This window comes from Pseudomonas sp. 210_17 TE3656, from assembly GCF_054821965.1.
Window position 1 is genome coordinate 2729463 of the sequence record NZ_JBTRBC010000001.1, and the last position, 24831, is coordinate 2754293.

Consider the following 24831-nt stretch of genomic DNA (forward strand, 5'->3'; position numbering starts at 1 on the left):
AACCATGAGTGAAGGGACCTCGCTCAAACGCCTGGTGTTGCGGCTGATGCTGCTGACCGTGGTGATGTTCGCGTTCGGCTTTGCCCTGGTACCGATCTACGACGTGATGTGCAAGGCGTTCGGCATCAACGGCAAGACCGGCGGGCAGTATGCAGGCAGCCAGGTCAGCGATATGAACCGCAGCGTAAAGGTGCAGTTCATGTCGACCAATGCCAGCGACATGGTCTGGGAGTTCTATTCCACTGCCGATCAAATCGACGTCAATCCCGGTGCGGTCAACCAGATGGTGTTCATCGCCCGTAATCCGACCGACAAGCCGATGAGCGCCCAGGCGATCCCGAGCATCACCCCGGCGGAAGCGGCGGCGTACTTTCACAAGACCGAATGCTTCTGCTTTACCCAACAGGTGCTGCAACCGGGAGAGCGCATCGAAATGCCGGTGCGCTTCATCGTCGACCGCGACCTGCCCAAGGACGTGAAACACCTGACGCTGGCTTACACGCTGTTCGATATCACCGCTCGCCACCCGCCGGTTGCACACCTGGCGGGCCAGGCCACACAGGGCGCCCGATAAGGAGAACACTCAATGGCTTCGCATGAGCACTATTACGTACCGGCGCAAAGCAAGTGGCCGATCATTGCCACGATCGGCATGTTTATCACGGTGTTCGGCCTGGGTACCTGGTTCAACGACCTCAAGGCCGGGCGCCCAGAATCCCATGGGCCATGGATCTTCTTCCTGGGCGCACTGTTCCTGGCCTATATGTTCTTCGGCTGGTTTGGCGCGGTGATCAAGGAGAGTCGCGCCGGGCTTTACAGCCCGCAACTGGACCGCTCGTTCCGCTGGGGCATGTCCTGGTTCATCTTTTCCGAGGTGATGTTCTTCATCGCCTTCTTTGGTGCGCTGTTTTATGTGCGCAACCTGGCCGGTCCCTGGTTGGGCGGTGAAGGTGCCAAAGGCGTGGCGCACATGCTCTGGCCGAATTTCGAGTTTGCCTGGCCGCTGCTCAACACACCTGATCCCAAGCTGTTTCCGCCACCCAAAGAAATCATTGATCCGTGGCACTTGCCGCTGATCAATACCATTTTGCTGGTCAGCTCCAGTGTCACGGTAACGATTGCCCACCACGCGCTGCGCAAGGATCACCGCGGCGCACTGAAGTTCTGGCTGGGGCTGACCATCGCGCTTGGCATCGGCTTCCTGGTGCTGCAGGCCTACGAGTATCACGAGGCCTACACCGAGCTGGGGCTGACCCTGGGCTCGGGCGTCTATGGCGCGACCTTCTTCATGCTTACGGGTTTTCACGGCGCCCACGTGACCATGGGCACCCTGATCCTGATCGTGATGCTGGTGCGGATCATGCGTGGGCACTTCAACCCTGAAAAACACTTCGGCTTCGAGGCGGCCAGCTGGTACTGGCACTTCGTCGATGTGGTCTGGGTCGGGCTATTTATCTTCGTGTATGTGCTGTAGCCGGATTCAGAACGGCGCGTGGGACACCAACTGGCCGCTATAGAAGCCCCAGGTGATCAGCGCCAGGGTCAGCGCAGCCAATGTGACCCGTACGGTCAGGGCCTTGAGCAGACGCGTGGAATGTCCGTCGTCCTTGACCAGAAAGAACAGGCCACTGAACAGGCTGGCGATGGTGGCCAGCAGCATCAGGACAATCGCGGCTTTCAGCATGGCGAAACTCCGGGGGGATGCATTGATGATCTTAAGTATAGCGACCGACCATGAGGTGACCGGGTGAAGCCATTTCGCCCAGGTTGGGTGCCGACCCTGGTGGTGCTGATGCTGTTGCCCGGGCTGGTTGCGCTGGGCTGCTGGCAGTTGGCGCGGGCCCAGGAAAAACGCGAGTTACTCGCCAACTATGCCGAGCGCCAGGCCGGTGAAGCCTTGGGCGCCGCACAGCTGCCTCAATTGAAGGACCCGGCTTATCGCCGGGTGCACCTGTTCGGTCAGTTCGATGCCGAGCACAGCCTGTTGCTGGACAACCGCATGCGCGATGGCCAGGTCGGCGTCGAACTGCTGCAACCCTTCCTCGACCAGGCCAGTGGGCTCTGGCTGTTGGTCAACCGCGGCTGGTTACCCTGGCCGGACCGGCGTAACCCGGTGCAGTTCGCCACCCCCGAGCGGGCCTTGAGCATGGACGCCTGGGTCTATGTCGCACCCGGCGCGCCCTTTCAACTGCATGCCGACCCGCAAGGCGGCAACTGGCCACGGCTGCTGACCGCCATTGATGCCGGTCATCTCTGGCCGCAGCTGGCCCGTGAAGGCTTCGCCCATGAGTTGCGCATGGAACCGGGCCCGGCCAGCTACCGGCTGGACTGGCCGGTAGTCGCCATGGGCCCGGAAAAACACCTGGGCTACGCCATGCAGTGGTTCGCCCTGGCACTGGCGTTGGTGCTGCTCTACCTCTACTTCGGCTGGCATAACAACAAGGAGAAACAGCATGGGAGCCGTCACGAGTCCACTCAACATGTCTGAAGGCAAGGCGCCGACCGGGCGCGCTCGCGGGCGCCTGCAACTGATCCTGATACTGCTGGTGGTCCTCGGCCCGATGCTGCTGGCCACCGCCATGTACAAGCTGCAGTTCTGGGTCCCGGACAGCCGCAGCTATCACGGTGAAATGCTCGGCAACGGCCAGAGCCGTGCCGACCTCGGCGTCAGTGCCGATGAGCAGCGCTGGCAGTTGCTGGTCAGCACCCCCAAGGATTGCGGGCTGGACTGCCAGCAACTGGTGTACCTGGCGCGGCAGATCCAGATCGGCCTGGGACGCGATGCCAGCCGCGCCAGTCATGCCCTGGCCACAGCGCAAGCGCTGGGCGTTGACTACCAGGCCCGACTCGATCGCGAATACCCACAGCTGCAGCGCTACCCGCTGGACCTGAGCAAGTACGCTGAGGTGAGCCAGGGCAAGCAGGATGCACAGCTATGGATTGTCGACCCTCATGGCAACCTGGTGCTGCGCTACGACGCCAGGGTCAAGGGCAAGGACTTGCTCAATGACCTGCGCCATCTGCTGAAGCTGTCCAACATCGGCTAGGACATCACCATGGCCAGACCTGGATTTCGCCTTGCTGTGTTTGCCACCTTGCTGGCGCTGGTGGTTGTCCTGCTCGGTGCCTACACCCGCCTCACCCATGCCGGCCTTGGCTGTCCGGACTGGCCGGGTTGCTACGGCTTCATCAGCGTGCCCAAGACCGAAGCGCAGCTGGCCCATGCCGAGCGGCACTTCCCCGATACGCCAGTAGAGGAACACAAGGGCCGCAACGAGATGGTCCATCGCTACTTCGCCGGAACCCTGGCCTTGGTGATCACCCTGCTCGCCTTCCAGGCCTGGCGTCGCCATGGCCGTGACGGCCAGCCTTTTCGTCTGCCCTTGCTGCTGCTCGGTGTGGTGTTCGCCCAGGCGGCCTTCGGGATGTGGACGGTGACCCTCAAGCTGTGGCCGCAGGTGGTCACGGCACATTTATTAGGCGGCTTTGCCACCTTGAGCCTGTTGTTCCTGCTCAGCTTGCGTCTGTCGCGGGCGTTCGCTCCGCTGCCCAAGCTACCGCTGAGTGTGCGCCGGGTGGCGGCCCTGGCGTTGCTGGTGGTGATCGGCCAGATCGCCCTGGGCGGCTGGGTCAGCGCCAACTACGCGGCAGTGGCGTGTGTCGATCTCCCCACCTGCCATGGTCAGTGGTGGCCACAGGCGGATTTTGCCAACGGCTTTCACCTTACCCAGCACATCGGTCCCAATTACCTGGGCGGACAGCTGGACAGTGATGCGCGTACCGCGATTCATCTAAGCCACCGCATGGGCGCATTGCTGGTGACCGGTGTGCTGTTGCTGCTGAGCTGGAAGCTGCATCGTCATGGACTCAGCAAACTCGCCCGCCTGGTGCTTCTGGCACTGGCGGTACAGATCGGCCTGGGCATCAGCAACGTGCTGTTCCACCTGCCATTGCCGGTGGCCGTGGCCCATAACGCCGGGGGCGCGATGCTGTTGCTGTGCATGGTGCTGGTCAATTACCGCATTCGCCTGGTGGCCAGGGCGAAGGCACGTCGGGTCAGCCAGGGCTGGCGCCTGACACCGCTGGGCAGTGGCGGTGTCGTTCATTATCTGGGAGATAACTCATGGCGACGCTTTTAAGCGGACGCAGGCTTCAGGCGGGCTGGCGCGACTACCTGGAGCTGACCAAGCCCAAGGTCGTGGTGCTGATGCTGGTCACGTCCCTGGTCGGTATGTTTCTCGCCACTCGCGCGGGTGTGCCCTGGACCGTCCTGCTGTTCGGCAACCTCGGTATCGCTTGTTGTGCCGGTGGCGCCGCGGTGGTCAACCACGTGGTGGACCGGCGCATCGATGCGTTGATGGCCCGCACCCACAAGCGTCCCTTGGCCGAAGGCCGGGTAGCGCCTGGCGCGGCTTTGACCTTTGCCTTGTTGCTGGCGCTGCTGGGCATGGCCTTGCTGCTGGTCTTTACCAACGCCCTCACCGCCTGGCTGACCCTGGCCTCGCTGCTCGGTTATGCGGTGATCTACACCGGCTTTCTCAAGCGCGCCACGCCGCAGAACATCGTGATTGGCGGCCTGGCCGGCGCGGCGCCGCCATTGCTGGGCTGGGTGGCGGTCAGTGGGCATATCAGCGCCGAGCCGCTGCTGCTGGTGCTGATCATTTTTGCCTGGACCCCGCCACACTTCTGGGCCCTGGCCATTCACCGCAAGGAAGAGTACGCCAAGGCGGATATTCCGATGTTGCCGGTGACCCACGGCGAGCACTACACCAAGGTGCACATCCTGCTTTATACCCTGGTGTTGCTCGCTGTCAGCCTGCTGCCCTACGTCATTCACATGAGCGGGCCGCTCTACCTGGTCTGTGCCCTGGTGCTGGGCGCGCGCTTCCTGCAATGGGCCTGGGTGTTGTACCGTGGCAGTCGGCCGCACGCGGCGATCAAGACCTTCAAGTACTCTGTCTGGTACCTGTTGCTGTTATTCATTGCCCTGCTTGTTGATCATTACCTACTGTTGAACCTATGACTCGAACCCAGAAAACCGTCTTCATCCTCGTTGCCCTGGTCGCCGTGATCCTCGGGCTTACTGTCAACAAGGTGCTCAATGGCCGCAGTGAGGGCAACCCGACCGAACTGATCGATGCCGGCATCATCCTGCTGCCGCAGAGCCGCACGGTGCCTGCGCTGGAAATGACCGACGAGAACGGCCAGCCGGTGCGGATGGATGAACTCAAGGGCAAATGGTCGTTGTTGTTCTTCGGTTACACCTTCTGCCCGGACATCTGCCCGACTACGCTGGCGCAATTGCGTCAGGTAAAAAGCGAGCTGCCGAAAGAGGCCGTGGAGCGGCTGCAGGTGGTGTTGGTCAGCGTCGACCCGAATCGGGACACACCGACCCAGCTCAAACAGTATCTGGGCTATTTCGACAAGGACTTCCGCGGCGTGACCGGCTCACTGGACAACCTGCAGAAGCTGGCCAATGCGGTGAGCATTCCGTTCATTCCGGCCGATACCAGCAAGCCGAACTATACGGTGGATCACAGTGGCAACCTGGCGCTGCTGGGGCCGGATGGCAAGCAACGTGGGTTTATTCGTGCGCCGTTCAACAACCAGAAGCTGGTGGCTCAACTGCCTGGGTTGGTTAAGCGGGACTGAAATGCATCGCGGGGCAAGCCCGCTCCCACAGAGATCACCTGACCTGTGGGAGCGGGCTTGCCCCGCGATAAGATGGTGAATCAGAACGCCGGCTTGACCGCGCCCTTGTACTTCTCTTCGATGAACTTCTTCACTTCCGGGGTGTGCAGGGCTGCAACCAGCTTCTTCACCGCCTCGGCATCCTTGTTGTCTTCACGGGTAACCAGGATGTTCACGTAAGGCGAGTCAGCGCCTTCGATGACCAGTGCATCAGACTCAGGGTTCAGCTTGGCTTCCAGCGCGTAGTTGGTGTTGATCAGCGCCAGGTCGACCTGGGTCAGCACGCGCGGGATGGTCGCTGCTTCCAGTTCACGGAATTTCAGGTTCTTGCTGTTCTCGGCGATGTCTTTGACGGTCGAGAGGATGTTGGTGTTGTCCTTGAGCTTGATCACGCCGGCCTTGTCCAGCAGCAGCAAGGCACGACCGCCGTTGGTGGCGTCGTTGGGGATCACCACGGTGGCGGTCGATGGCAGCTCATCGAGCTTCTTGTACTTGCTCGAGTAGGCGCCCAGCGGCTCCAGGTGCACACCGGCAACGCTGACCAGCTTGGTGCCCTTGGCCTTGTTGAACTCATCCAGGTACGGCTGGTGCTGGAAGAAGTTGGCGTCCAGGCGCTTCTCGGCAACCTGTACGTTCGGCTGGATGTAGTCGGTGAACACCTTCACCTTCAGGTCCACGCCTTCTTTGGCCAGGGCCGGTTTGACGAACTCGAGGATCTCGGCGTGCGGCACCGGGGTAGCAGCAACCGTCAGGGTATCGGCCTGGGCGGAGAAGGCCGCAACGGCGGCGACAACAGCAAGCAGCTTTTTCATCAAATCACTCCTTGTGAGGGCCGGTCCGGCCCCCGGTGCGTCGGCGTCGCCGACCCATGGGGTTACTTACGGGAAAAATGCACAACCAGTTTGTCGCCCACGCTCTGCAGTACTTGAACCAGTATCAGCAGCAGGACCACGGTGACTACCATCACATCGGTCTGGAAGCGTTGGTAGCCGAAGCGGATGGCCAGGTCACCCAGGCCGCCCGCGCCAACCACACCCGCCATCGCGGTGTAGGACACCAGGGTAATGGCGGTGACGGTGATGGCTGCGAAGATGCCCGGACGGGCCTCAGGCAGCAAGGCATTGGTGATGATCTGGCGAGTAGTGGCACCCATCGACTGGGTCGCCTCGATAATGCCGCGATCAACCTCACGCAAGGCAGTTTCCACCAGACGCGCGAAGAACGGCGTAGCTCCCACCACCAGCGGCGGGATAGCCCCGGCGACGCCCAGCGAGGTGCCGGTGATCAGCACGGTGAACGGAATCATCACGATCAGCAGGATGATGAACGGCAGCGAACGCAGCACGTTGACCACCAGCGACAGCAGCGCATACACGCCCTTCTGCTCGAACAACTGGCGCGGGCCGCAGAGGAACAGCAGCACGCCCAATGGCAGGCCGAGCAGCACGGTGAAGAACAGCGAGCCGAACAGCATGATCATGGTGTCGATGGTCGCCAGCCAGATTTCGGCCCAGTCGACGTTGGCAAAGAAACTCAAGGCGTCCATTAACGCAGTACCTCCATATGAACATCAGCCGCCGTGAAGCGGGCGAACGCCGCTTCCATGTCGCCGCCAGTGACGGCCAGGGTCAGCTGCCCATACGGGGTGTCTTTGATACGGTCGATGCGGCCAGCGAGGATGCTGTAGTCCACGCCGGTTTCGCGGGCCACAGTGCCCAGCAGCGGCGCGTAGGTGGAATCGCCCTGGAAGGTCAGGCGCACGATGCGCCCCGGTACATGGGCGAAGTCGTCGCGCTGTTCGTTCTCGTCGATCTGCTCGTCTTCCTGGACGAAGCGCTTGGTGGTCGGGTGCTGCGGGTGCAGGAATACATCAGCCACCGGACCATGCTCGACGATCTGCCCGGCATCCATGACCGCAACCCGGTCACAGACCCGGCGGATCACGTCCATTTCATGGGTGATCAGCACGATAGTCAGTTTCAGTTCACGGTTGATCTCTGCCAGCAATTGCAGGACCGAAGCCGTGGTCTGCGGATCGAGCGCGCTGGTGGCTTCGTCGCAGAGCAGGATTTTCGGCTTGGTCGCCAAGGCGCGGGCAATGCCGACGCGTTGCTTCTGGCCACCGGACAATTGCGCCGGATATTTTTTCGCGTGCTCGGACAGGCCGACACGGGCCAGCAGTTCACTGACACGGGCGTCGATTTCCTTGCGCGACAGCTCGCCGGCCAGGGTCAGTGGCAGCGCGACGTTATCGGCCACGGTCTTGGACGCCAGCAGGTTGAAATGCTGGAAGATCATCCCGACCTGCTGGCGGAAGCGCCGCAGGTCGTTGGCGTCGAACGCGGTGACATCTTCACCGTCAACGATGATCTTGCCGCCGCTTGGGGCTTCCAGACGGTTTATCAGGCGCAGCAGGGTACTTTTACCGGCACCGGAGTGGCCGATCAGACCGAACACCTGGCCGTCTTCGACACTCAGGTTGGTCGGGTGCAGCGCGGGGATGTCCCTACCGGCGACGCGGTAGGTTTTATGCACATTTTGAAACTCGATCACGTAGCGAACCTTGTGGGGCGCATGGAATATGGGTCAGCGGTTAGCCGGGGGGCGCATTTTAGCCTGTTCGTATAGAGGTTCTTAGCATTTATTTCGCAATTGACCAATGCTACGGGAATAACGCGATCAGTGGTCAAACCGAATGAACGCTCGCCGGGCCCGCCCTGTATCGGGCGTGGCAGCGGGTGGGGGCGCCACCCGGCTGCTCAAGGACGACGCGGAATCAGAACCGCCTGGGCAGGCTGGTTGCGATGGATTTCATGGGACTGCTGCAGGGCGAACTCGCTGTCGAGCTTATGCACGCGCTTGCCCAGCAGGGTCTTGAGCCACGGGGCGTCATCCTTGCGTGGCACCTGGAACACCACATCGCACTGGTAGTTCACTACATCAGTGGCGATGTCATCCAGTTGCCGGCGCATTTCGCGAATATTGGTGGTTTTCAATGCCACGACGGTGCTCGGTGCGCTCGGGTCGATAAGCTTGGCCTTGGGACGTGCTTCCGCTGCTTTGAGGGCCGCTTCGGCTTTTTCCAGTTCAGCCTTGCGGGCCTGGGCGATGGCGCCATTGACGCCGCCGGTCAGGGCCGGAGCCTTGGGCATCAGCGCGCGGGCACGGCTCAGGGCGGTGGCGGCGGCATTGACGTCGCCCTTTTGCAGGACGATCTGGCTGCGTTGCAGGTAGGCTTCGGCCAATTGCCGTTGGTGCTGCTCGACCCGGCTGTCATTGGGGTACTGGGCCTGCAGGGCGGCCAGCTGATCTTCGGCGGTGGCCAGCTCACTGCTGGCGATACTTTGCTCCAGCTGCTGCCAGGCATCGGCCTGGGCAGGCGTGGTGGCGTTATCGGTCGGGGTGCTGGAGCACGCAGCCAGGATCAGCGAAAACGCGGCAAGGAGCAGATAACGGGAGGCGAACGGCTTCATTCCTGCGACTCTCTATTTGCGCAAAAAGCGAGCAAGTCTACACCCAGTCCGTAGACTCGAAAATAAATCTTCAAGGCCCTGCGTGATTTAACTGTCGCAGGGTGCAACCGCCCTGGCTGCACCCTGCGGTTCAGCGCCGGGGCCAGGCCAGGCTCAGCAAGAATAGCACCGCGGCACAGACCACGATCGACGGGCCGGCCGGGGTGTCTTTGAACCACGACAATGCCAGGCCCCCGCACACTGCGGTAACCCCCAGCAGGCTGGCGCCCAGGGCCATCTGCTCGGGCGAACGGGCGTGACGTTGCGCCGCAGCGGCCGGGATGATCAGCAGCGAGGTAATCAGCAGCACCCCGACGATCTTCATCGCCACGGCAATCACCACCGCGATCAACAGCATCAAGGCTAGACGCAGCGCCGCCACCGGCAGGCCTTCGACCATCGCCAGCTCTTCATGCACGGTCACCGCCAGCAACGGGCGCCAGAGCACCACCAGCAACAGCAACACCGCCGCACTGCCGCCGAGGATCCAGGCCAGATCGCCGGGGCTGATCGCCAGCAGATCACCGAACAGGTAAGCCATCAGGTCGATGCGCACATCGTGCATAAAGCTCAGTACCACCAGGCCGAGCGACAGGGTGCTCGGGGCGAGAATGCCCAGCAAGGTGTCGGAGGCCAGCGCCTGGCGTTGCTGCAGCGTGACCAGCAGGATCGCCAGCAACAGACAGCCGACCGTTACCGCCAGCGCCGGGCTGATATCCAGCACGAAGCCCAGGGCTACGCCGAGCAGTGCGGCATGTGAAAGGGTGTCGCCGAAATAGGCCATGCGCCGCCAGACCACGAATGATCCCAAGGGGCCTGCCACCAGCGCCAGGGCCAAACCTGCGAGCAGGGCGTAAAGCAGAAAATCAGCCATGCTTGCAGTGTTCTCCGTGTACGTGGCCGCCTTGGGCCGGGGCAACCACCGAGCCATGCAGGTCGTGGGCGTGGTCGTGATGGTGATGGTAGATCGCCAGGCTTGGCGCATTGCTGCCGAACAATTCGACGAAGGCTGGATCGCCGCTGACCTGTTCCGGGTGGCCGGAGCAGCAGACGTGGCGGTTCAGGCAAACCACCTGGTCGGTGGTGCTCATCACCAGATGCAGGTCGTGGGAGACCATCAGTACGCCGCAGCCATGGCGGTCGCGCAAACGCGTGATCAGGCTGTACAGCTCGGCCTGGCCGGCGACATCGACGCCTTGAACCGGCTCATCCAGCACCAGCAGTTCAGGCTCGCGCAGCAGCGCCCGGGCCAGCAGCACACGCTGCATTTCACCACCGGAAATACCCTGGATCGGGCTGTCGATCACCTGTTCGGCACCGACTTCCTGCAACGCGCTGAGGGCGGCGGCACGGTCGACACCTGGTACCAGGCGCAGAAAGCGCAGGACCGACAGCGGCAAGGTGGCATCCACGTGCAGCTTTTGCGGCATGTAGCCGATGCGCAGGCGCGGCTTGCGCCAGACCTTGCCGGTGTGGGGCTTGAGCAAGCCAAGCACGGCGCGCACCAGGGTGGTTTTGCCGGCACCGTTGGGGCCGATCAGGGTGACGATCTGCCCGGGTTCGACGGCCAGGTCGATGCTGTCGAGCACGGCCTGTCCGGAGAAAGCCACGCCGACCTGTTCGAGGCGAATCAGCGCATTGCTCATCAGGCGCTCCGGCAGTTGCCGCACAAGCCGACCACTTCGACGGTTTGCGCTTCGACGCTGAAGCCGACGTCCTTGGCGCTGGCGACGATGGCGTTGCTGATGCTGGTCTGCTCCAGCTCGATCGCCACATGGCACTCCCGGCAGATCAGGAACTGCCCTTGGTGGGCATGCTCGGGGTGACTGCAGCCGATGAAGGCGTTGAGCGAGGCGATACGGTGCACCAGGCTGTTTTCCAGGAGGAAATCCAGGGCCCGGTAGACGGTTGGTGGCGCCGCGCGACGACCGTCCTGCTCGCTCAATACCGCCAGAATATCGTAGGCACCCAGCGGTTTATGGCTCTGCCACACCAGCTCCAGCACGCGCCGGCGCAGGGCGGTCAGGCGCAGGCCTTTGCGTGCGCACAGCACATCGGCCTCGGCCAGGGCGCTGTGGACGCAATGGGAATGGTCGTGGGGACGATTGGCCAACGGGGTTATAGGCATGAGCGGCGACGGTTCTGATTAGAGACGTTATTATGTTACCTGTTCCTGCCCCTTTGAGTGGTCATCGTGTCCCGATTTTTTGCCCTTTTTGTCGCTTTTATCACCACTCTGGTGATGGCCCAGGCACAGGCCGAGGTCCGTGTCCTGACCAGTATCAAGCCCCTGCAGCAGATCGCCGCGGCAGTTCAGGACGGCGTTGGCAGCCCTGAAGTGCTGCTGCCGCCAGGCGCCTCCCCGCATCACTACGCACTGCGTCCCTCCGACGTACGGCGGGTGGGTGACGTCGAACTGCTGTACTGGATCGGCCCGGACATGGAAGGCTTCCTGCCACGGGTGCTCAAGAGCCGCAGTAAACCCAGTGTGGCGGTGCAGGACCTGCCCGGCTTGCACTTGCGCCATTTTGGCGAGGATAGCCACTCGCATGATGAAGAGGGTGACGAGCACGACCACGATCACCGCCCTGGCAGTCTCGATGCCCACTTGTGGCTATCGTCAGCCAATGCCCGGGTGATTGCGGCGAAGATGGCCGCAGACCTCAGCGCTGCCGATGCGGCCAATGCCGCACGGTACCAGAGCAACCTGAAGGCCTTTGGCGAACGCCTGGATGCCCTGGATGCGCGTTTGAAAAAGCGCCTGGCCGGTATCAGCGGCAAACCGTTCTTCGTGTTCCATGAGGCGTTCGATTACTTCGAGTCGACTTATGGCATCAAGCACACCGGGGTGTTCAGCGTGGCGGCCGAAGTGCAACCGGGCGCTCAGCATGTGGCGGCGATGCGCAAACGCTTGCAGGAAGTGGGCAAGACCTGTGTGTTCAGTGAGCCACCACTGCGCCCGCGCCTGGCCGAGACGCTGACCGCAGGTTTGCCGGTGACCCTGGCTGAACTGGATGCGCTGGGCGGGACAGCGCCGGCCAGTGCTCAGGGCTATGAGCAGTTGCTGGAGACGCTGGGGAATGATCTGGCGGGGTGTCTGGAAAAGCTGTAGCGCCTTTTTCGCGGGGCAAGCCCGCTCCCACCGTGGGAGCGGGCTTGCCCCGCGATAGCTTACAAAGCAAACGGCAAGGCGATTTCCACCTGCTGGCGCGCTGCCAGGCGCACTTCAAAATCGGCCGGATCGTGAATCAGCACGTCCATTCCGGCAAACGACTCGGCAGCGATCAAGCGCGACAGCCAGAAACGCACGCAAGCAATGCGCAACATTACCGGCCACAGCTGCGCCTCAGCCGAGGTGAAAGGACGCAGCGCTGCATAAGCGCCCAACAATGCCCGCGCACGCGCTCCATTGATCTGTCCGGCATCGTCACAGCACCAGTCATTGAGGGTGATCGCCAGGTCATACAGCATCGGCCCCGAGCAGGCGTTGTAGAAGTCGATCAGACCGGTAAGGTGGGTGCCTTCGAACAGCACGTTGTCGCGGAACAGGTCAGCGTGCAGGTTGGCCCGCGGCAGGGCCATGATCTGCGCGTGGTGCTCAGCGATCTCGTCCAGGCAAGCCTGTAGCAGCTGGCGTTGCTCGGCGTTCAGGCGCGGCATCAGCTCGGCGCCGGTCTCCAGCATCCAGTCCAGGCCGCGGTCGGTCTTGCGCTCAAGGACCTTGTCACGGGTGGCCAGGTGCAGGTGGCCGAGTAGCTCGCCGATCTGCACACAGTGCTGGTTGTTGACGTCCTTGATGTGCTTGCCGGGCAGGCGCGGTTGCAGCAGCGCCGGTTTGCCGGCCAGCTCGCGCAGCGCCACGCCGTCATTGCCACGCAAGGCGTAAGGCACCGGCAGGTCAGCGTCGTGCAGTACATCAAGCAACTCGATGAAGAACGGCAGGTCCTGGATCGGCCCGCGTTCGACCAGCGTCAGCACGTACTCTCCCTGTTCCAGACTGACAAAGAAGTTGCTGTTCTCGGTGCCGGCGGCAATGCCCTGGAAGTCCCGCAGGCGGCCCAGGCCGTAAGGCGCCAGAAAGGTTTCCAGCTCAGGCCGGGTCAGGGGGGTGAAGACTGACATGATCAAAAATTGCCCATACGGGCACTTCAGCAGGGAAGTGCCAGGTTGATGTAAAGGGTACGCCTTACCACTCGAAGATTTTCCACGAGGGGATCAGCATGTCCGGATAGTCGGAGCGAATGAAATTGCCCTCCGAACCATCAGCGCGTACCAGGAAATAAGGCTTACCCCCTTTCGGGGTGACCTTGATTGCATACAGGAAGCCATTCTGACGGTACTCCTGAATGGTTTTGTCGCCTTCCGTGCGAATGGTTACTTCCGGATCAGCCGATGGCGCGTCTTCCGCTGCCAGAGTGACGACCGGAGTGACTGCCAGCAGGCTGAGCAGCAACAGGCGATTTAGTCTACGCATGATAACCTTGTCCCTTTGTCGTCAATGTTCCGGACATTCTAGCGCCGGGCCCGTCGAAAAGGTTGATTCTGCTCATGAGCCAAGCTCCCCTCGTCCTGGTGGACGGTTCCTCATACCTCTACCGCGCCTTTCACGCGTTGCCGCCGCTGACCACTTCCAAGGGCATGCCGACCGGTGCGGTCAAAGGCGTGCTGAACATGCTCAAGAGCCTGCGCAGGCAATACCCGGACAGTCTGTTCGCGGTGGTGTTCGACGCCAAGGGCGGGACCTTTCGCGACGAAATGTTCGCCGAGTACAAGGCCAACCGCCCAAGCATGCCGGACGATCTGCGGGTGCAGGTTGAGCCGTTGCACGCCAGCGTCCGCGCCTTGGGTTATCCACTGCTGTGCGTCGAGGGTGTTGAAGCCGACGATGTGATCGGTACCCTGGCCCGCAGCAGTGCCGCAGCCGGTCGTCCGGTGATCATCTCCACTGGCGACAAAGACATGGCGCAGTTGGTCGATGGCCACATTACGCTGGTCAACACCATGACCGGTACTGTCCTCGATGTGCCTGGCGTACACGAGAAATTCGGCGTCGGTCCTGAGCACATCATCGATTTCCTCGCCCTGATGGGTGACAAGGTCGACAACATCCCGGGTGTGCCTGGCGTGGGTGAAAAAACCGCCGTCGGCCTGCTCACCGGTATCGGTGGTGGCCTGCGCGAGCTGTACGAGAACCTCGACAAGGTTCCGGGCCTGGCCATTCGCGGCGCCAAGACTCTGCCTGCCAAGCTTGCGGAGCACCGCGATGCGGCCTTCCTCTCCTATGAACTGGCGACCATCAAGATCGATGTGCCGCTGGAGGTTGAGGTGGATGAGCTGGTCTGCGGCGAACCGGATCGTGATGCGCTGCTTGAGCTGTATACAGAGATGGAGTTCAAGAGCTGGATCGACGAAGTGCAGCGCGACGCCAAGCGCGCCGGTCAGGAAATCGTTGTCGAGACGCCTGAGGAAACTGTCGAAGCGAAATATGAAACCATCCTCGATCAGGCCCGCTTCGACGTCTGGCTGGAAAAGCTGCGTAAAGCGCCACTGTTCGCCTTCGATACCGAGACCACTGGCCTGGATGCGCAACAAGCGCAGCTGGTTGGCCTGTCGTTCGCAGTGCAGGCCCATGAGGCCGCTTATGTGCCGTTGACCCACACCTACATGGGCGTACCTGAGCAGTTGGACCGCGACACAGTGCTGCTGGCGCTCAAACCGCTGCTCGAAGATCCGAAAAAGCTCAAGGTCGGGCAGAACGCCAAGTACGACATGAACATCCTCGCCAACTGCGCCATCGGCGGTGATATCGCCAACGGCATCCTGATGCAGGGCGTGGCTTACGACACCATGCTTGAGTCCTATGTGCTCGACTCGACGGCTACCCGTCACGACATGGACAGCCTGGCGCTCAAGTACCTGAACCACACCACCATCGGTTTCACCGACATTGCTGGCAAAGGCGCCAAACAGCTGACCTTCGACCAGATCAGCCTTGAACAGGCCGGCCCCTACGCCGCGGAAGACGCCGATGTGACCCTGCGCCTGCACCAGGCGCTGCAACAGAAGCTGGCCAAGACCCCAAGCGTGTTGCCAGTGCTGAACGATATCGAGATGCCGCTGGTGCCGGTACTGGCGAAGATCGAGCGCCAGGGTGCGCTGGTCGATGCCAACCTGCTCGGCATCCAGAGTGTCGAGCTGGGCGAAAAGCTGGTGCAGCTGGAGCGTGAGGCCTTCGACATTGCCGGTGAGGAGTTCAACCTCGGCTCGCCCAAGCAGCTGGGCGTGATCCTCTACGAAAAGCTGGGCATGCCGGTACTCAACAAGACCGCCAAAGGCCAGGCTTCGACGGCCGAAGCAGTGCTGGCGGAGCTGGCCGAGATGGACTTCCCGCTGCCCAAGGTGCTGATGCAGTACCGCTCCCTGAGCAAGCTCAAAAGCACCTACACCGACCGCTTGCCGGAGCAGATCAACCCGCGCACCGGGCGTATCCACACTTCCTACCAACAGGCGGTGGCAGCCACCGGCCGTTTGTCGTCCAGTGACCCGAACCTGCAGAACATCCCGATTCGTACCGCCGAAGGCCGGCGAATCCGTCAGGCCTTCATTGCCGCGCCCGGCTACAAGCTGTTGGCGGCCGACTATTCGCAGATCGAACTGCGGATCATGGCGCACCTGGCCAAAGACGAGGGGCTGCTGCACGCCTTCCGCAACGACCTGGACGTACACCGGGCAACCGCTGCCGAGGTGTTTGGCGTCGACCTGGCCGATGTCACCACCGACCAGCGGCGCAGCGCCAAAGCGATCAACTTCGGCCTGATCTACGGCATGAGCGCCTTTGGTCTGGCCAAGCAGATCGGTGTCGACCGTAAGCAGTCGCAGGCCTACATCGATCGCTATTTCGCCCGTTACCCTGGCGTACTGGCGTACATGGAGCGCACCCGGGCACAGGCCGCCGAACAAGGTTTCGTCGAAACCCTGTTCGGTCGTCGCCTGTACCTGCCGGAAATCAACGCGAAGAACCCGGCCTTGCGCAAAGGCGCGGAACGCACAGCGATCAACGCGCCGATGCAGGGCACGGCGGCAGACATCATCAAGCGCGCCATGGTGGCTGTGGATAACTGGCTGACCGACTCGGGACTGGACGCCCGGGTGATCCTGCAGGTGCACGACGAACTCGTGCTGGAGGTACGCGAGGACCTGGTTGAGCAGGTGCGTGAACAAATTCGTCCACACATGAGCAATGCTGCAGCACTCGATGTACCGCTGCTGGTTGAGGTCGGTGTGGGGGCAAACTGGGACGAAGCGCATTAAAAATGCAGTTAAATGCGGGGAAAAGCTGCGGCATATCGTCGCGGCTTTTGGCCGGCCCAGAGGCTTGGTAGTAAAAAATATCTGCCCTATCGCAAATAGTTTTCAAACCTTTGGAACTAAACCGGTGAACCACGACTCAGAGTAACTGAATGGCTGGTGAAGCCCTTCGATGCTCCTATGTTGTGTTAAGTGTTGGCAGATATCTGGACCCCGCCCTAGCGGTCCGGAACTTGAACCCCGAACTTCCCCCTCCCCATACGAAGTCCGGGGTTTTTTTTGCCCGGCGTTTGCCGGGCAGCCCTTATTCTGCGGGCTTGTCCGCCAGTTCCATCCAGTTTGCCAACACCCCGTAGGCTTCTTCCAGGCCCTGGCGCTTGGGCGCCGAGAACAGCTGGATGGTCACCGTATCGCCCCAACCTTTGCGGATTTCCGCCTGCACTTTGAGCAGGGTGTTCTTGGCCGCGCCGAAGGTCAGCTTGTCGGCCTTGGTCAGCAGGATGTGCATCGGCATGCCGGCCGCCTGGGACCAGTCGAGCATCATCTTGTCGAAGTCGGTCATCGGATGGCGCACGTCCATCATCAGGATCAGGCCCTTGAGGCACTCGCGGCTGCCCAGGTAGGCCTCCAGGTGCTTCTGCCAGTGCTGCTTGAGCGGAATCGGCACTTTTGCATAACCGTAGCCTGGCAAGTCGACCAAACGCCGTTCATCGTCCAGACTGAAGAAATTCAGCAGCTGGGTGCGCCCCGGGGTTTTCGAGGTGCGGGCCAGGCTGGCGTGGGTCAGGGTATTCAGGGCGCTGGACTTGCCGGCGTTGGAGCGGCCGGCAAAGGCCACTTCATAGCCCTGGTCGTCCGGGCACTGGTCGACCTTGGCAGCGCTGAGGGCGAATTTGGCCTGTTGGCAGAGACCGAGGATGGGGTTTTTGACTTGCATGGTTTATCCGGTTGGGCGTTGCGCGAGGGGGTCTCGGCAAGCGGTGTCGTTTCCGTTTCAGTAACGGGAGTATATAATGCCCCAGTTTTTGTGTGCGCATTATCCCGGCGTAGGAGGATGTGCACGGGGGCGGTTGATTCAAGCTTGCGCAGTAGAACGCAGTGCAACCCCCAACCCTGAAAGGTCGTTCGTATGACGAAATGGCTGCTTGCTGCAGGTGTCTTGATACCGTTGTTCAGCGCTCAGGCTACACAGGATCCCCAGGCAGTGTACAAGCGAGCATGTGCCGCTTGCCATGCCGGACAGCTACCGCAGGCACCGCAACCAGGTGACCGGGCAGCATGGGAGCCGCGGCTGGCGCAGGGGATGGAGACGCTGGTGAAGCATGTCACACAGGGTTTCAAGGCTATGCCGCCGCGTGGATTGTGCATGGACTGCAGTGCCGAGGACTACCAGGCGATCATCCAGTGGATGAGCCGGAGTCCCGATACATAACTCTTTCACCCTTAGCCGTAGTTGGATTAGCTGATGAACAAACTACTCGTGAGTCTGCTGTTGACCTTGGGCGTCACTGGTGCAGCCAATGCCGCAGAGCCTATCAAAGGGGATGCCGCTGCTGGTCAGGCCAAAACTGCTGTATGTGGCGCGTGTCACAATCCGGACGGCAACAGCCTGGCGCCGAACTTCCCGAAACTTGCAGGCCAGGGTGAGAAGTACCTGGAAAAACAATTGCACGACATCAAGTCGGGCAAGCGTACCGTGCTGGAAATGACCGGCATGCTCGCAGCCTTCAACGATCAGGACATGGCCGACATCGCCGCCTATTTCGCCAGCCAGAAAGGCAGCGTCGGTGCTGCTGATCCGAAGCTGGTCGAACGCGGACGTGCCCTGTTCAACGGTGGTGACATCGAGAAAGGCCTGCCGGCCTGTACCGGTTGCCACTCGCCGAACGGCGCAGGTCTGGCCCTGGCCGGCTTCCCGCACCTGGGTGGCCAGCATTCGCAGTACGTGACCAAGCAGTTGACCGACTTCCGCGAAGGCAACCGCACCAACGATGGCGATGCCACCACCATGCGCACCATCGCGGCCAAGCTGAGCAACAAGGATATCGAAGCGCTGTCCAGCTACATCCAGGGTCTGCACTGATCCGCGCTTTAACGCTGGGTTAATACTGCGGCGTAAAGATGAAAAGGGTGGCTTCGGCCGCCCTTTTTTGTGCCCGCTGCCGTTACACTAACGAACTCGGGCCCGCTTCGACCTGTCTTATGGCAGGTCGCGTCGAGGCGACCAAATAGATTGCTCAGGAGTGAAGCATGCGTAATTTGATTCTCAGCGCCACGCTGGTCGCCGCCAGTGTATTCGGCATGACTGCCCAGGCTGCCGATCCTATTGTGGAGGGCAAGGAGTATGTCCAGCTGAGCAACGCGGTACCGGTGTCGGTGCCAGGCAAGATCGAAGTGGTCGAGCTGTTCTGGTACGGCTGCCCACACTGCTACAGCTTCGAGCCAGTGGTTAATCCTTGGGCCGAGAAGCTGCCGGCCGACGTCAACTTCAAGCGCATTCCCGCCATGTTCGGCGGCCCATGGGACGCCCATGGCCAGATGTTCCTGACCCTCGAAGCCATGGGTGTCGAGCACAAGGTTCACGCGGCAGTGTTCGAAGCCATTCAGGTTCAGCGCAAAAAGCTGACCTCGCCTGACGAGATGGCCGAGTTCCTGGCTACCCAAGGCGTCGACAAGGACAAGTTCCTCGCCACCTTCAACTCCTTCGCCATCAAAGGCCAGGTACAGAAGGCCAAAGAGCTGGCCAAGAAGTATGAAATCACCGGCGTTCCAAGCATGGTCGTCAACGGCAAATACCGCTTCGACCTCGGCACCGCCGGTGGTTCGGAAGGCGTCCTGAACGTCGCTGACCAGCTGATTGCCAAGGAGCGCGCCGCCAAGTAAGCGGCGACTACCATGCGCCGCTGGAGAGCTGAGCGAAGCGTTGGCCTGCACGATCCGCGGGTCAACGAACATCACCTGCAGGCTAACGGCCTGCCAGAGGATGGGCGACTGCGCCTGCTCAGTTTCAATATCCAGGTGGGCATCAGCACCGAACGTTACCGGCACTACCTGACCAAGAGCTGGCAGCACCTGCTGCCGCACACCGGGCGTGCCGGCAACCTGCAAAAGATCGGAGAGCTGCTCGGCGACTTCGACCTGGTGGCCCTGCAGGAAGCCGATGGTGGCAGCCTGCGCTCCGGCTACGTCAATCAGGTCGAACACCTGGCCCAGCTGGGCGCCTTCCCTTACTGGTATCAGCAGCTCAACCGTAACCTCGGTCGTTTTGCCCAGCACAGCAATGGCGTGCTCAGCCGCCTCAAGCCGCAACTGCTTGAAGATCACCCCCTGCCCGGCCCGGCCGGACGTGGAGCGATCCTGGTGCGCTTCGGCGAGGGCGAAGACGCGTTGGTGGTGGTCATGATGCACCTGGCGCTGGGCTCCAAGACCCGTGCCCTGCAGCTGGCCTACATCCGCGAGTTGATTGGGGGTTACCGCCATCAGGTTTTGATGGGCGACATGAACACCCACGCCAACGACCTGCTTGAGCGCTCTCCTCTGCGCGATCTGGGCCTGGTCGCACCCCAGGTGCAGGCCACCTTCCCCAGTTGGCGCCCGCAGCGCTGCCTTGATCACATCCTGCTCAGCCCGAGCCTGACCCTGGAACGGGTCGAGGTGCTGGCCCAGCCTATTTCCGATCATCTTCCGGTCGCGGTTGAGATTCGTTTGCCTGATGCCCTCGCTGTGGATACGCTGCCCGCTTTGAGCTAATTGCCATCACCCCTCTGCGGACCCAGGCATGACCGACGAAGCCCAGCGCTGGAAAGAAAAGTACCTCAAGAGTATCGAACAGCAAGAGAAGCTCGAGCGCCGTTGGGAAGCCCGCCTCGACCTGTTGCGCCGTGGTCTGGTGCGCAGCACCCTGGCCGCCGAAGGCAGCGACCGGGCGGTGGATCAGTGCATGAAGGAGATGCGTGAGGTCATCCGCACCGACAACATGGACGCCGCCCTCGCCGGGCTGATCCCGCGCCTGGAAAAAGCCGTGCTCGATTCCGAGCAACGCCGTGAGACCCGTATCGCGCAGGTCAGCACCGCCCTCACCTCATTGGTTACCCAGTTGCAGACCTTGCCGTTGCCCAGTGACGTCAGCCGGCCGCTGAAGAAGTTCGCCAAACAGGTCGAGGCCCGCGCCAGTCAATCCCGCGAGGTGCCGCTGCTGCTCGGTGAGTTGAGTGGCTTGCAAGGCCAGGCCCTGTCCGCGCTTGAGCGCCCTGAAGAGGCACAACGCCCTGGGTTGCTGCAGCGCCTGTTCGGTGGTCGCGAGGCTGAAGCGCAGGCGCTGCAACCAGCCCTGGCGGGCGCTGTGGCGTTTGCGCCAGAGACCATCGAGCCGCCGGCGCCAGTAGTGCATGCTCATCAAGACGTTGAGCCACAGGCCGAGGCCGTTGTCGATATCGACGAGTTGCGACCGCTGGAGGTTGTCACCGAATCGTTGGCGCCAACGCCGGTCGAAGCCGAAGACGAAGCCAGCGAGGCAGCGGAAGTCGAGCCTGGCCCGGCTGCCGACTTGCCAACGGTTCCAGCGTTTGAAGCCGAAGTGCCAGCACCGCTCGAGCTTCCCCCGGCAGCGAACGAGCCCGAACTGCCAGCGTTGCCCGAGCCCGGCCCGGACGAGCCTGAGGAAGATCAGCCTGAAGTCGCCCAAGCGTTCGATGAGGACCCTCACTACGCCCTGCCCGACGGCACCGAGCCGACCTACAGCTCGGTCGCCACGCATATCGAGGAAACCCTGCTCGGCCTGCTTGATGACCTGACCCTGCCCGAACGTCACAAGGCTCAGGCGCAATCAATGCGCGAACGTCTGGAGCATGGCCTGAACTGGTACGAGTTGTTGCCGGTGCTCGATGACCTGGCCGTGCTGATGCTGGCGATCAACGACAGTGGCCAGCATGAGTTTGAAGCTTATCTGCAACAACTCAACGAGCGCCTGGAGTCGTTCCAGAGCCATTTGCATGAAGCCAGCGAAGGCCATGCCGACAACACCTCCGCGGCGCGTGACCTGGACAGCCAGCTGCGTGAACAGGTCGATGGCCTGCAAAGCAGTGTGCAGGGCGCTGCCGATCTGGACAGCCTCAAACACATCCTGGAAAACCGCCTCGAAGGCTTGCTCGGCACCATGGACGAGCATCAGCAGCAGCGTGACCAGCGCGAACAGGACATGGCCAACCGCTTGCAAGGCCTGGCTGAACGGGTTGCGAACATGGAGCAGGAAGCCATGGGTTACCGCGAGCACCTGGAAGAACAGCGCCAGAAAGCCCTGATCGACCCGCTCACCGGTTTGCCCAACCGGGCCGCCTGGTCAGAACGGGTGGATCAGGAAGTGCTGGAATGGCAGGAAAGCGGTGGTCATCTGCTGATGGCGATCCTCGATCTCGATCACTTCAAGCGCATTAACGACAGCTACGGTCACCTGGCCGGCGACAAGGTCCTGAAGATTGTTGCCAACGTGTTGCGCAAACACCTGCGCAGCCGGGATTTCATCGCCCGCTTCGGCGGTGAAGAGTTCGTCCTGCTGATCCCGCAGACTGCCATGCCAATCGGTTACCAGCTGGCGGAAAGGCTGCGGGCGGCCATTGAGGCCTGCCCGTTCCACTTCAAGGGCGAGCGAGTGACCATTACCTTGTCGATCGGCATCAGTGCGTTTCGCAGTGGCGAGCGCAGCGAGGTAGTCCTCAAGCGCGCCGATGAAGCGCTGTACCGGGCGAAACATCTGGGCAGAAATCGGATCGAACAGGGGTAAGTGGCGGCTGCGTGGATACGTTATGCTATTGCATTGCAGATCATCACATGTGCCAGTCCCCATGAAAGCCATCATTACCGCGCTCCTGCTGTTGACCCTGGCAGGTTGCAGTAGCGGCTTGCGGATCGACCGCAGCCATACCTCCGTCAACCAGGACGGCCGTATTCAGTTTGTCGTGCTGCACTACACCAACGCGCCACTGCAGCGTTCGCTCGACTTGTTGACCCATGGTGAGGTCAGTAGCCATTACCTGATCGGTGACTCACCAGCGACCGTCTATCAACTGGTCGACGAAAGCCGTCGTGCCTGGCATGCCGGTGACAGCCAATGGGATGGCCGGACCTGGCTCAACTCCAGCTCCATTGGCATCGAGATCGTCAACCCCGGTTTTATCGATACTCCGACAGGACGGGTGTGGCAGCCGTACACCGAAGCGCAGATCGAAGCGCTGATCGCGTTGCTCAAGGACATCGTCAAACGCAACAATATTCAGCCCCGCTACATCATTGGCCACAGTGACATCGCACCGGCGCGCAAACTGGATCCGGGGCCGCTGTTCCCCTGGAAGCGCCTGGCCGATGCCGGTCTGGGTGTCTGGCCGGATGCGCGCGCGGTGGCTCAGCAGCAGGCGCGGTTCAGCGTCAATCCACCAAGTATCAGCTGGTATCAGCAGCAATTGGCGCGCTTTGGTTATGCCATCGAACAGACTGGCGTCTACGACGTCAGCACCAAGCATGTGCTCGCGGCATTCCAGATGCGCTTCCGTCCCCAGCGATTTGACGGTGTGGCGGATGCTCAAACGGCAGCGATGTTGCAGGTACTCAACAGCCGCTGAGCAACGGCGCCGCCAAACGGGCAGGCTGACTTGTCCGGCAGTTGCTATACCTCTTGGTATTCAACTGGATGCTTTTAATGTCAGCTGCCCTCTCCGTGCTGCGCCACTTGCTCTACCGTCCCTGGTTACTGGCCACACTTGCGGCTTCGGCCAGCGCAGTACTGTTGCTGGTCGCCAGCATCGGCGTAGCCATGCACCAGATGCAGCAAAGCGAAAGTGAGCAGATGAACGCCAAGGGCGAGCGTTTCCTTGAGCGTCTGGAACAGATTTTCGGGCAGTTGCGCGAAGGTGTCGACGAACTTCAGGCGCAACCTCTTCGCGGCTGTGATGCGGCGATGCTGGGTGTCCTGCAACAGATAGGCTTTCGCTACCGCTTCGTCTATGAAGCCGCCTATGTTGATGGCAACGTTGCCTGCTCCAACCGCATTGGCACACGTACCATCAAACCTTTGCGGCCCCCGGACATTCAGGGACCGACGTACAGCTATTGGCTCAATACCACTACCGAACCGGATGACAATCTCGCCGCGTTGATGCTTGGGCGCGGCAAGTTCGTGGTCGCGACCTCACGTGGGCATTTGACGGATGTGGTCGACTTGCCGCCGGAAGGCAGTTTGCTGGTGGTGCTGGATAACGGTACGCGTGCAGTGCCGGTACTTGGCCCGCCTCAGGCCTGGCCGCCCTCGGCCGATTGGCCACCGACATCCAAAGATGCCCTGCTGGAGCTGCCCGACCGCTTGATCTACCGCATGCCGACCAAATCGCCGGACTATCAGCTGGTTTTGATTGCCCCGCGTGCCAGTTTGCCATTGAAGATGAATGGCGTGCTTTGGTTGTTGTTTCCCGGCAGTCTGGTGCTGGCCTGGTCCCTGGGTTGGCTGGTGTTGCAACTGGTGCGTCAACGTCGCTCGATGAGTTCCGAACTGCAGGGGGCGCTGCGCCGCGGCGAGTTGCAGGTGTTATACCAGCCCATCTTCGAACTCAACAGCCGCCGTTGTGTCGGGGCCGAAGCGCTGGTGCGCTGGCGCCGGCCGGACGGCACCCTGACCAGTCCTGATCTGTTTATCCCGTTGGCGGAAAACACCGGCCAGATCCGGCAGATAACCGACTTCGTCCTGCAGCGCGTGCTCGAACAGCTGGGGCAGTTGTTGCGGGCCAACCGACAACTTTATGTATCGGTCAACCTGGCTGCCTGCGATGTCATGGTGCCGCGGATTGGTCGGGTGGCGGCGCGCTTGCTGGCGTTGCACCATGTCTCTGCCAGCCAGATTGCGTTCGAGGTCACCGAGCGCGGGCTGATCGACGTGGTAGTCGCCCGCGACAACCTGCAGGCCTTGCGCGCGGTGGGTCACCAGGTACTGATCGATGACTTCGGTACCGGTTACTGCAGCCTGGCGTACTTGCAGACCCTACCGGTGGACTGTCTGAAAATCGACAAGGCGTTTATCGACGCCTTGGGTCACGATGCAGCCAGCAGCGGTGTGGCGCCGCATATCATCCGTATGGCGCATGCCCTGCAGTTGCGGGTGATTGCCGAGGGAATCGAGTATGAAGACCAGGCCATGCTGCTCAACAGCGAAGGGGTGAATTACGGTCAGGGATGGCTGTTTGCGCATCCGCTCAGTGCCCGCCAGTTCGTTGAGCTGATTACCCGTGGGCGACGGATTGTTCCGCGGCGGATCGATGATGAAGCTTGATGCTGCGAG

27 protein-coding genes are annotated in these 24831 nt (G+C 61.7%); 16 read left to right on the forward strand and 11 right to left on the reverse strand.

Annotated elements, in window-relative coordinates; translation table 11 throughout:
- Positions 1-4 precede the first annotated feature (4 nt).
- Together ACVI9W_RS12805 and ACVI9W_RS12810 are read left to right on the forward strand one after the other, a co-directional pair.
- Positions 5-574 carry a cytochrome c oxidase assembly protein gene (locus ACVI9W_RS12805; RefSeq protein WP_038605218.1) on the forward strand — a complete coding sequence of 190 codons (570 nt, stop codon included), beginning with the start codon at positions 5-7 and terminating at the stop codon, positions 572-574.
- Between the two features lie 12 nt (positions 575-586).
- A complete protein-coding gene (locus ACVI9W_RS12810; RefSeq protein ID WP_461530187.1) occupies positions 587-1474 on the forward strand; it encodes a cytochrome c oxidase subunit 3 in 888 nt (295 codons plus the stop codon).
- 6 nt (positions 1475-1480) lie between these two features.
- Here ACVI9W_RS12810 and ACVI9W_RS12815 read toward each other — a convergent pair whose 3' ends face one another.
- Positions 1481-1684, reverse strand: a complete 204-nt coding sequence (locus ACVI9W_RS12815) for a twin transmembrane helix small protein (protein ID WP_028942629.1) — start codon at positions 1682-1684, stop codon at positions 1481-1483.
- 63 nt (positions 1685-1747) lie between these two features.
- Between ACVI9W_RS12815 and ACVI9W_RS12820 the strand changes: the two genes are divergently transcribed.
- Genes ACVI9W_RS12820 through ACVI9W_RS12840 form a run of 5 tightly spaced genes read left to right on the forward strand, consistent with a single transcriptional unit; the run spans position 1748 to position 5652 of the window.
- Positions 1748-2488 carry an SURF1 family protein gene (locus ACVI9W_RS12820; protein ID WP_461530188.1) on the forward strand — a complete coding sequence of 247 codons (741 nt, stop codon included), beginning with the start codon at positions 1748-1750 and terminating at the stop codon, positions 2486-2488.
- A complete protein-coding gene (locus ACVI9W_RS12825) occupies positions 2454-3047 on the forward strand; it encodes a hypothetical protein (RefSeq protein ID WP_461530189.1) in 594 nt (197 codons plus the stop codon). The genes ACVI9W_RS12820 and ACVI9W_RS12825 overlap by 35 nt, the downstream gene beginning before the upstream one ends.
- Positions 3048-3056: 9 nt before the next feature.
- Complete coding sequence (locus ACVI9W_RS12830) at positions 3057-4139, forward strand: COX15/CtaA family protein (protein ID WP_461530190.1); 1083 nt, start codon at positions 3057-3059, stop codon at positions 4137-4139.
- Entirely contained in the window at positions 4124-5023 is a 900-nt protein-coding gene (gene cyoE, locus ACVI9W_RS12835) for a heme o synthase (protein WP_038605230.1), read from the forward strand. The genes ACVI9W_RS12830 and cyoE overlap by 16 nt, the downstream gene beginning before the upstream one ends.
- Positions 5020-5652, forward strand: coding sequence for an SCO family protein (locus tag ACVI9W_RS12840; protein WP_038605232.1), 633 nt, complete (start codon positions 5020-5022; stop codon positions 5650-5652). The genes cyoE and ACVI9W_RS12840 overlap by 4 nt, the downstream gene beginning before the upstream one ends.
- A gap of 80 nt (positions 5653-5732) precedes the next feature.
- On the opposite strand, the gene ACVI9W_RS12845 is transcribed toward ACVI9W_RS12840, so the two are convergent.
- From ACVI9W_RS12845 to zur, 7 genes are all read right to left on the reverse strand, one after another.
- Positions 5733-6503, reverse strand: coding sequence for a MetQ/NlpA family ABC transporter substrate-binding protein (locus ACVI9W_RS12845; RefSeq protein WP_038605234.1), 771 nt, complete (start codon positions 6501-6503; stop codon positions 5733-5735).
- Positions 6504-6565: 62 nt separating this feature from the next.
- On the reverse strand, positions 6566-7237 hold the full coding sequence (locus ACVI9W_RS12850; RefSeq protein ID WP_038605236.1) for a methionine ABC transporter permease: 672 nt from the start codon (positions 7235-7237) through the stop codon (positions 6566-6568).
- The gene (locus ACVI9W_RS12855; protein ID WP_038605238.1) at positions 7237-8244 is read right to left on the reverse strand and encodes a methionine ABC transporter ATP-binding protein; all 1008 of its coding nucleotides are present in this window, start codon (positions 8242-8244) and stop codon (positions 7237-7239) included. Before ACVI9W_RS12855 ends, ACVI9W_RS12850 begins: the two co-directional genes overlap by 1 nt.
- A 206-nt stretch (positions 8245-8450) precedes the next feature.
- A complete protein-coding gene (locus ACVI9W_RS12860; protein ID WP_461530191.1) occupies positions 8451-9164 on the reverse strand; it encodes a PA5502 family lipoprotein in 714 nt (237 codons plus the stop codon).
- A 130-nt stretch (positions 9165-9294) separates the two neighbouring features.
- Complete coding sequence (gene znuB / locus ACVI9W_RS12865; protein WP_038605242.1) at positions 9295-10077, reverse strand: zinc ABC transporter permease subunit ZnuB; 783 nt, start codon at positions 10075-10077, stop codon at positions 9295-9297.
- A complete protein-coding gene (gene znuC, locus ACVI9W_RS12870) occupies positions 10070-10849 on the reverse strand; it encodes a zinc ABC transporter ATP-binding protein ZnuC (RefSeq protein ID WP_038605244.1) in 780 nt (259 codons plus the stop codon). The genes znuB and znuC overlap by 8 nt, the downstream gene beginning before the upstream one ends.
- Positions 10849-11331, reverse strand: a complete 483-nt coding sequence (gene zur / locus ACVI9W_RS12875) for a zinc uptake transcriptional repressor Zur (RefSeq protein WP_461530192.1) — start codon at positions 11329-11331, stop codon at positions 10849-10851. The genes znuC and zur overlap by 1 nt, the downstream gene beginning before the upstream one ends.
- A gap of 66 nt (positions 11332-11397) precedes the next feature.
- On the opposite strand from zur, the gene ACVI9W_RS12880 reads away from it, so the two are divergent.
- Entirely contained in the window at positions 11398-12315 is a 918-nt protein-coding gene (locus ACVI9W_RS12880) for a zinc ABC transporter substrate-binding protein (RefSeq protein WP_461530193.1), read from the forward strand.
- A 59-nt stretch (positions 12316-12374) separates the two neighbouring features.
- Here the strand turns inward: ACVI9W_RS12880 and ACVI9W_RS12885 are convergent, their stop codons facing one another.
- Together ACVI9W_RS12885 and ACVI9W_RS12890 are read right to left on the reverse strand one after the other, a co-directional pair.
- Entirely contained in the window at positions 12375-13325 is a 951-nt protein-coding gene (locus ACVI9W_RS12885) for a homoserine kinase (RefSeq protein WP_038616167.1), read from the reverse strand.
- A 64-nt stretch (positions 13326-13389) separates the two neighbouring features.
- Complete coding sequence (locus ACVI9W_RS12890) at positions 13390-13677, reverse strand: DUF2782 domain-containing protein (protein WP_461530194.1); 288 nt, start codon at positions 13675-13677, stop codon at positions 13390-13392.
- Between the two features lie 74 nt (positions 13678-13751).
- Here ACVI9W_RS12890 and polA point away from each other — a divergent pair, with 74 nt between their 5' ends.
- The gene (gene polA / locus ACVI9W_RS12895; protein ID WP_461530195.1) at positions 13752-16514 is read left to right on the forward strand and encodes a DNA polymerase I; all 2763 of its coding nucleotides are present in this window, start codon (positions 13752-13754) and stop codon (positions 16512-16514) included.
- Between the two features lie 301 nt (positions 16515-16815).
- Here the strand turns inward: polA and yihA are convergent, their stop codons facing one another.
- A complete protein-coding gene (gene yihA, locus ACVI9W_RS12900; protein WP_038605252.1) occupies positions 16816-17448 on the reverse strand; it encodes a ribosome biogenesis GTP-binding protein YihA/YsxC in 633 nt (210 codons plus the stop codon).
- Between the two features lie 192 nt (positions 17449-17640).
- Between yihA and ACVI9W_RS12905 the strand changes: the two genes are divergently transcribed.
- The 7 genes from ACVI9W_RS12905 to ACVI9W_RS12935 all read left to right on the forward strand — a co-directional run bounded on the left by ACVI9W_RS12905 (position 17641) and on the right by ACVI9W_RS12935 (position 24822).
- Positions 17641-17943: a c-type cytochrome gene (locus tag ACVI9W_RS12905; protein ID WP_038605254.1), complete on the forward strand. Its 303-nt coding sequence runs from the start codon at positions 17641-17643 to the stop codon at positions 17941-17943.
- A 33-nt stretch (positions 17944-17976) separates the two neighbouring features.
- Positions 17977-18594: a c-type cytochrome gene (locus tag ACVI9W_RS12910; RefSeq protein ID WP_461530196.1), complete on the forward strand. Its 618-nt coding sequence runs from the start codon at positions 17977-17979 to the stop codon at positions 18592-18594.
- 167 nt (positions 18595-18761) lie between these two features.
- The gene (gene dsbA / locus ACVI9W_RS12915; protein WP_461530197.1) at positions 18762-19394 is read left to right on the forward strand and encodes a thiol:disulfide interchange protein DsbA; all 633 of its coding nucleotides are present in this window, start codon (positions 18762-18764) and stop codon (positions 19392-19394) included.
- A 12-nt stretch (positions 19395-19406) separates the two neighbouring features.
- The gene (locus tag ACVI9W_RS12920) at positions 19407-20261 is read left to right on the forward strand and encodes an endonuclease/exonuclease/phosphatase family protein (protein ID WP_422416228.1); all 855 of its coding nucleotides are present in this window, start codon (positions 19407-19409) and stop codon (positions 20259-20261) included.
- A 28-nt stretch (positions 20262-20289) separates the two neighbouring features.
- Positions 20290-22290, forward strand: a complete 2001-nt coding sequence (locus ACVI9W_RS12925; protein WP_461530198.1) for a GGDEF domain-containing protein — start codon at positions 20290-20292, stop codon at positions 22288-22290.
- A 61-nt stretch (positions 22291-22351) separates the two neighbouring features.
- Positions 22352-23125, forward strand: a complete 774-nt coding sequence (locus tag ACVI9W_RS12930) for an N-acetylmuramoyl-L-alanine amidase (RefSeq protein WP_461530199.1) — start codon at positions 22352-22354, stop codon at positions 23123-23125.
- Between the two features lie 77 nt (positions 23126-23202).
- Positions 23203-24822 (forward strand): EAL domain-containing protein, encoded by a 1620-nt coding sequence (locus ACVI9W_RS12935; protein WP_461530200.1) that lies wholly within the window; start codon positions 23203-23205, stop codon positions 24820-24822.
- The last annotated feature ends 9 nt before the right edge of the window (positions 24823-24831 follow it).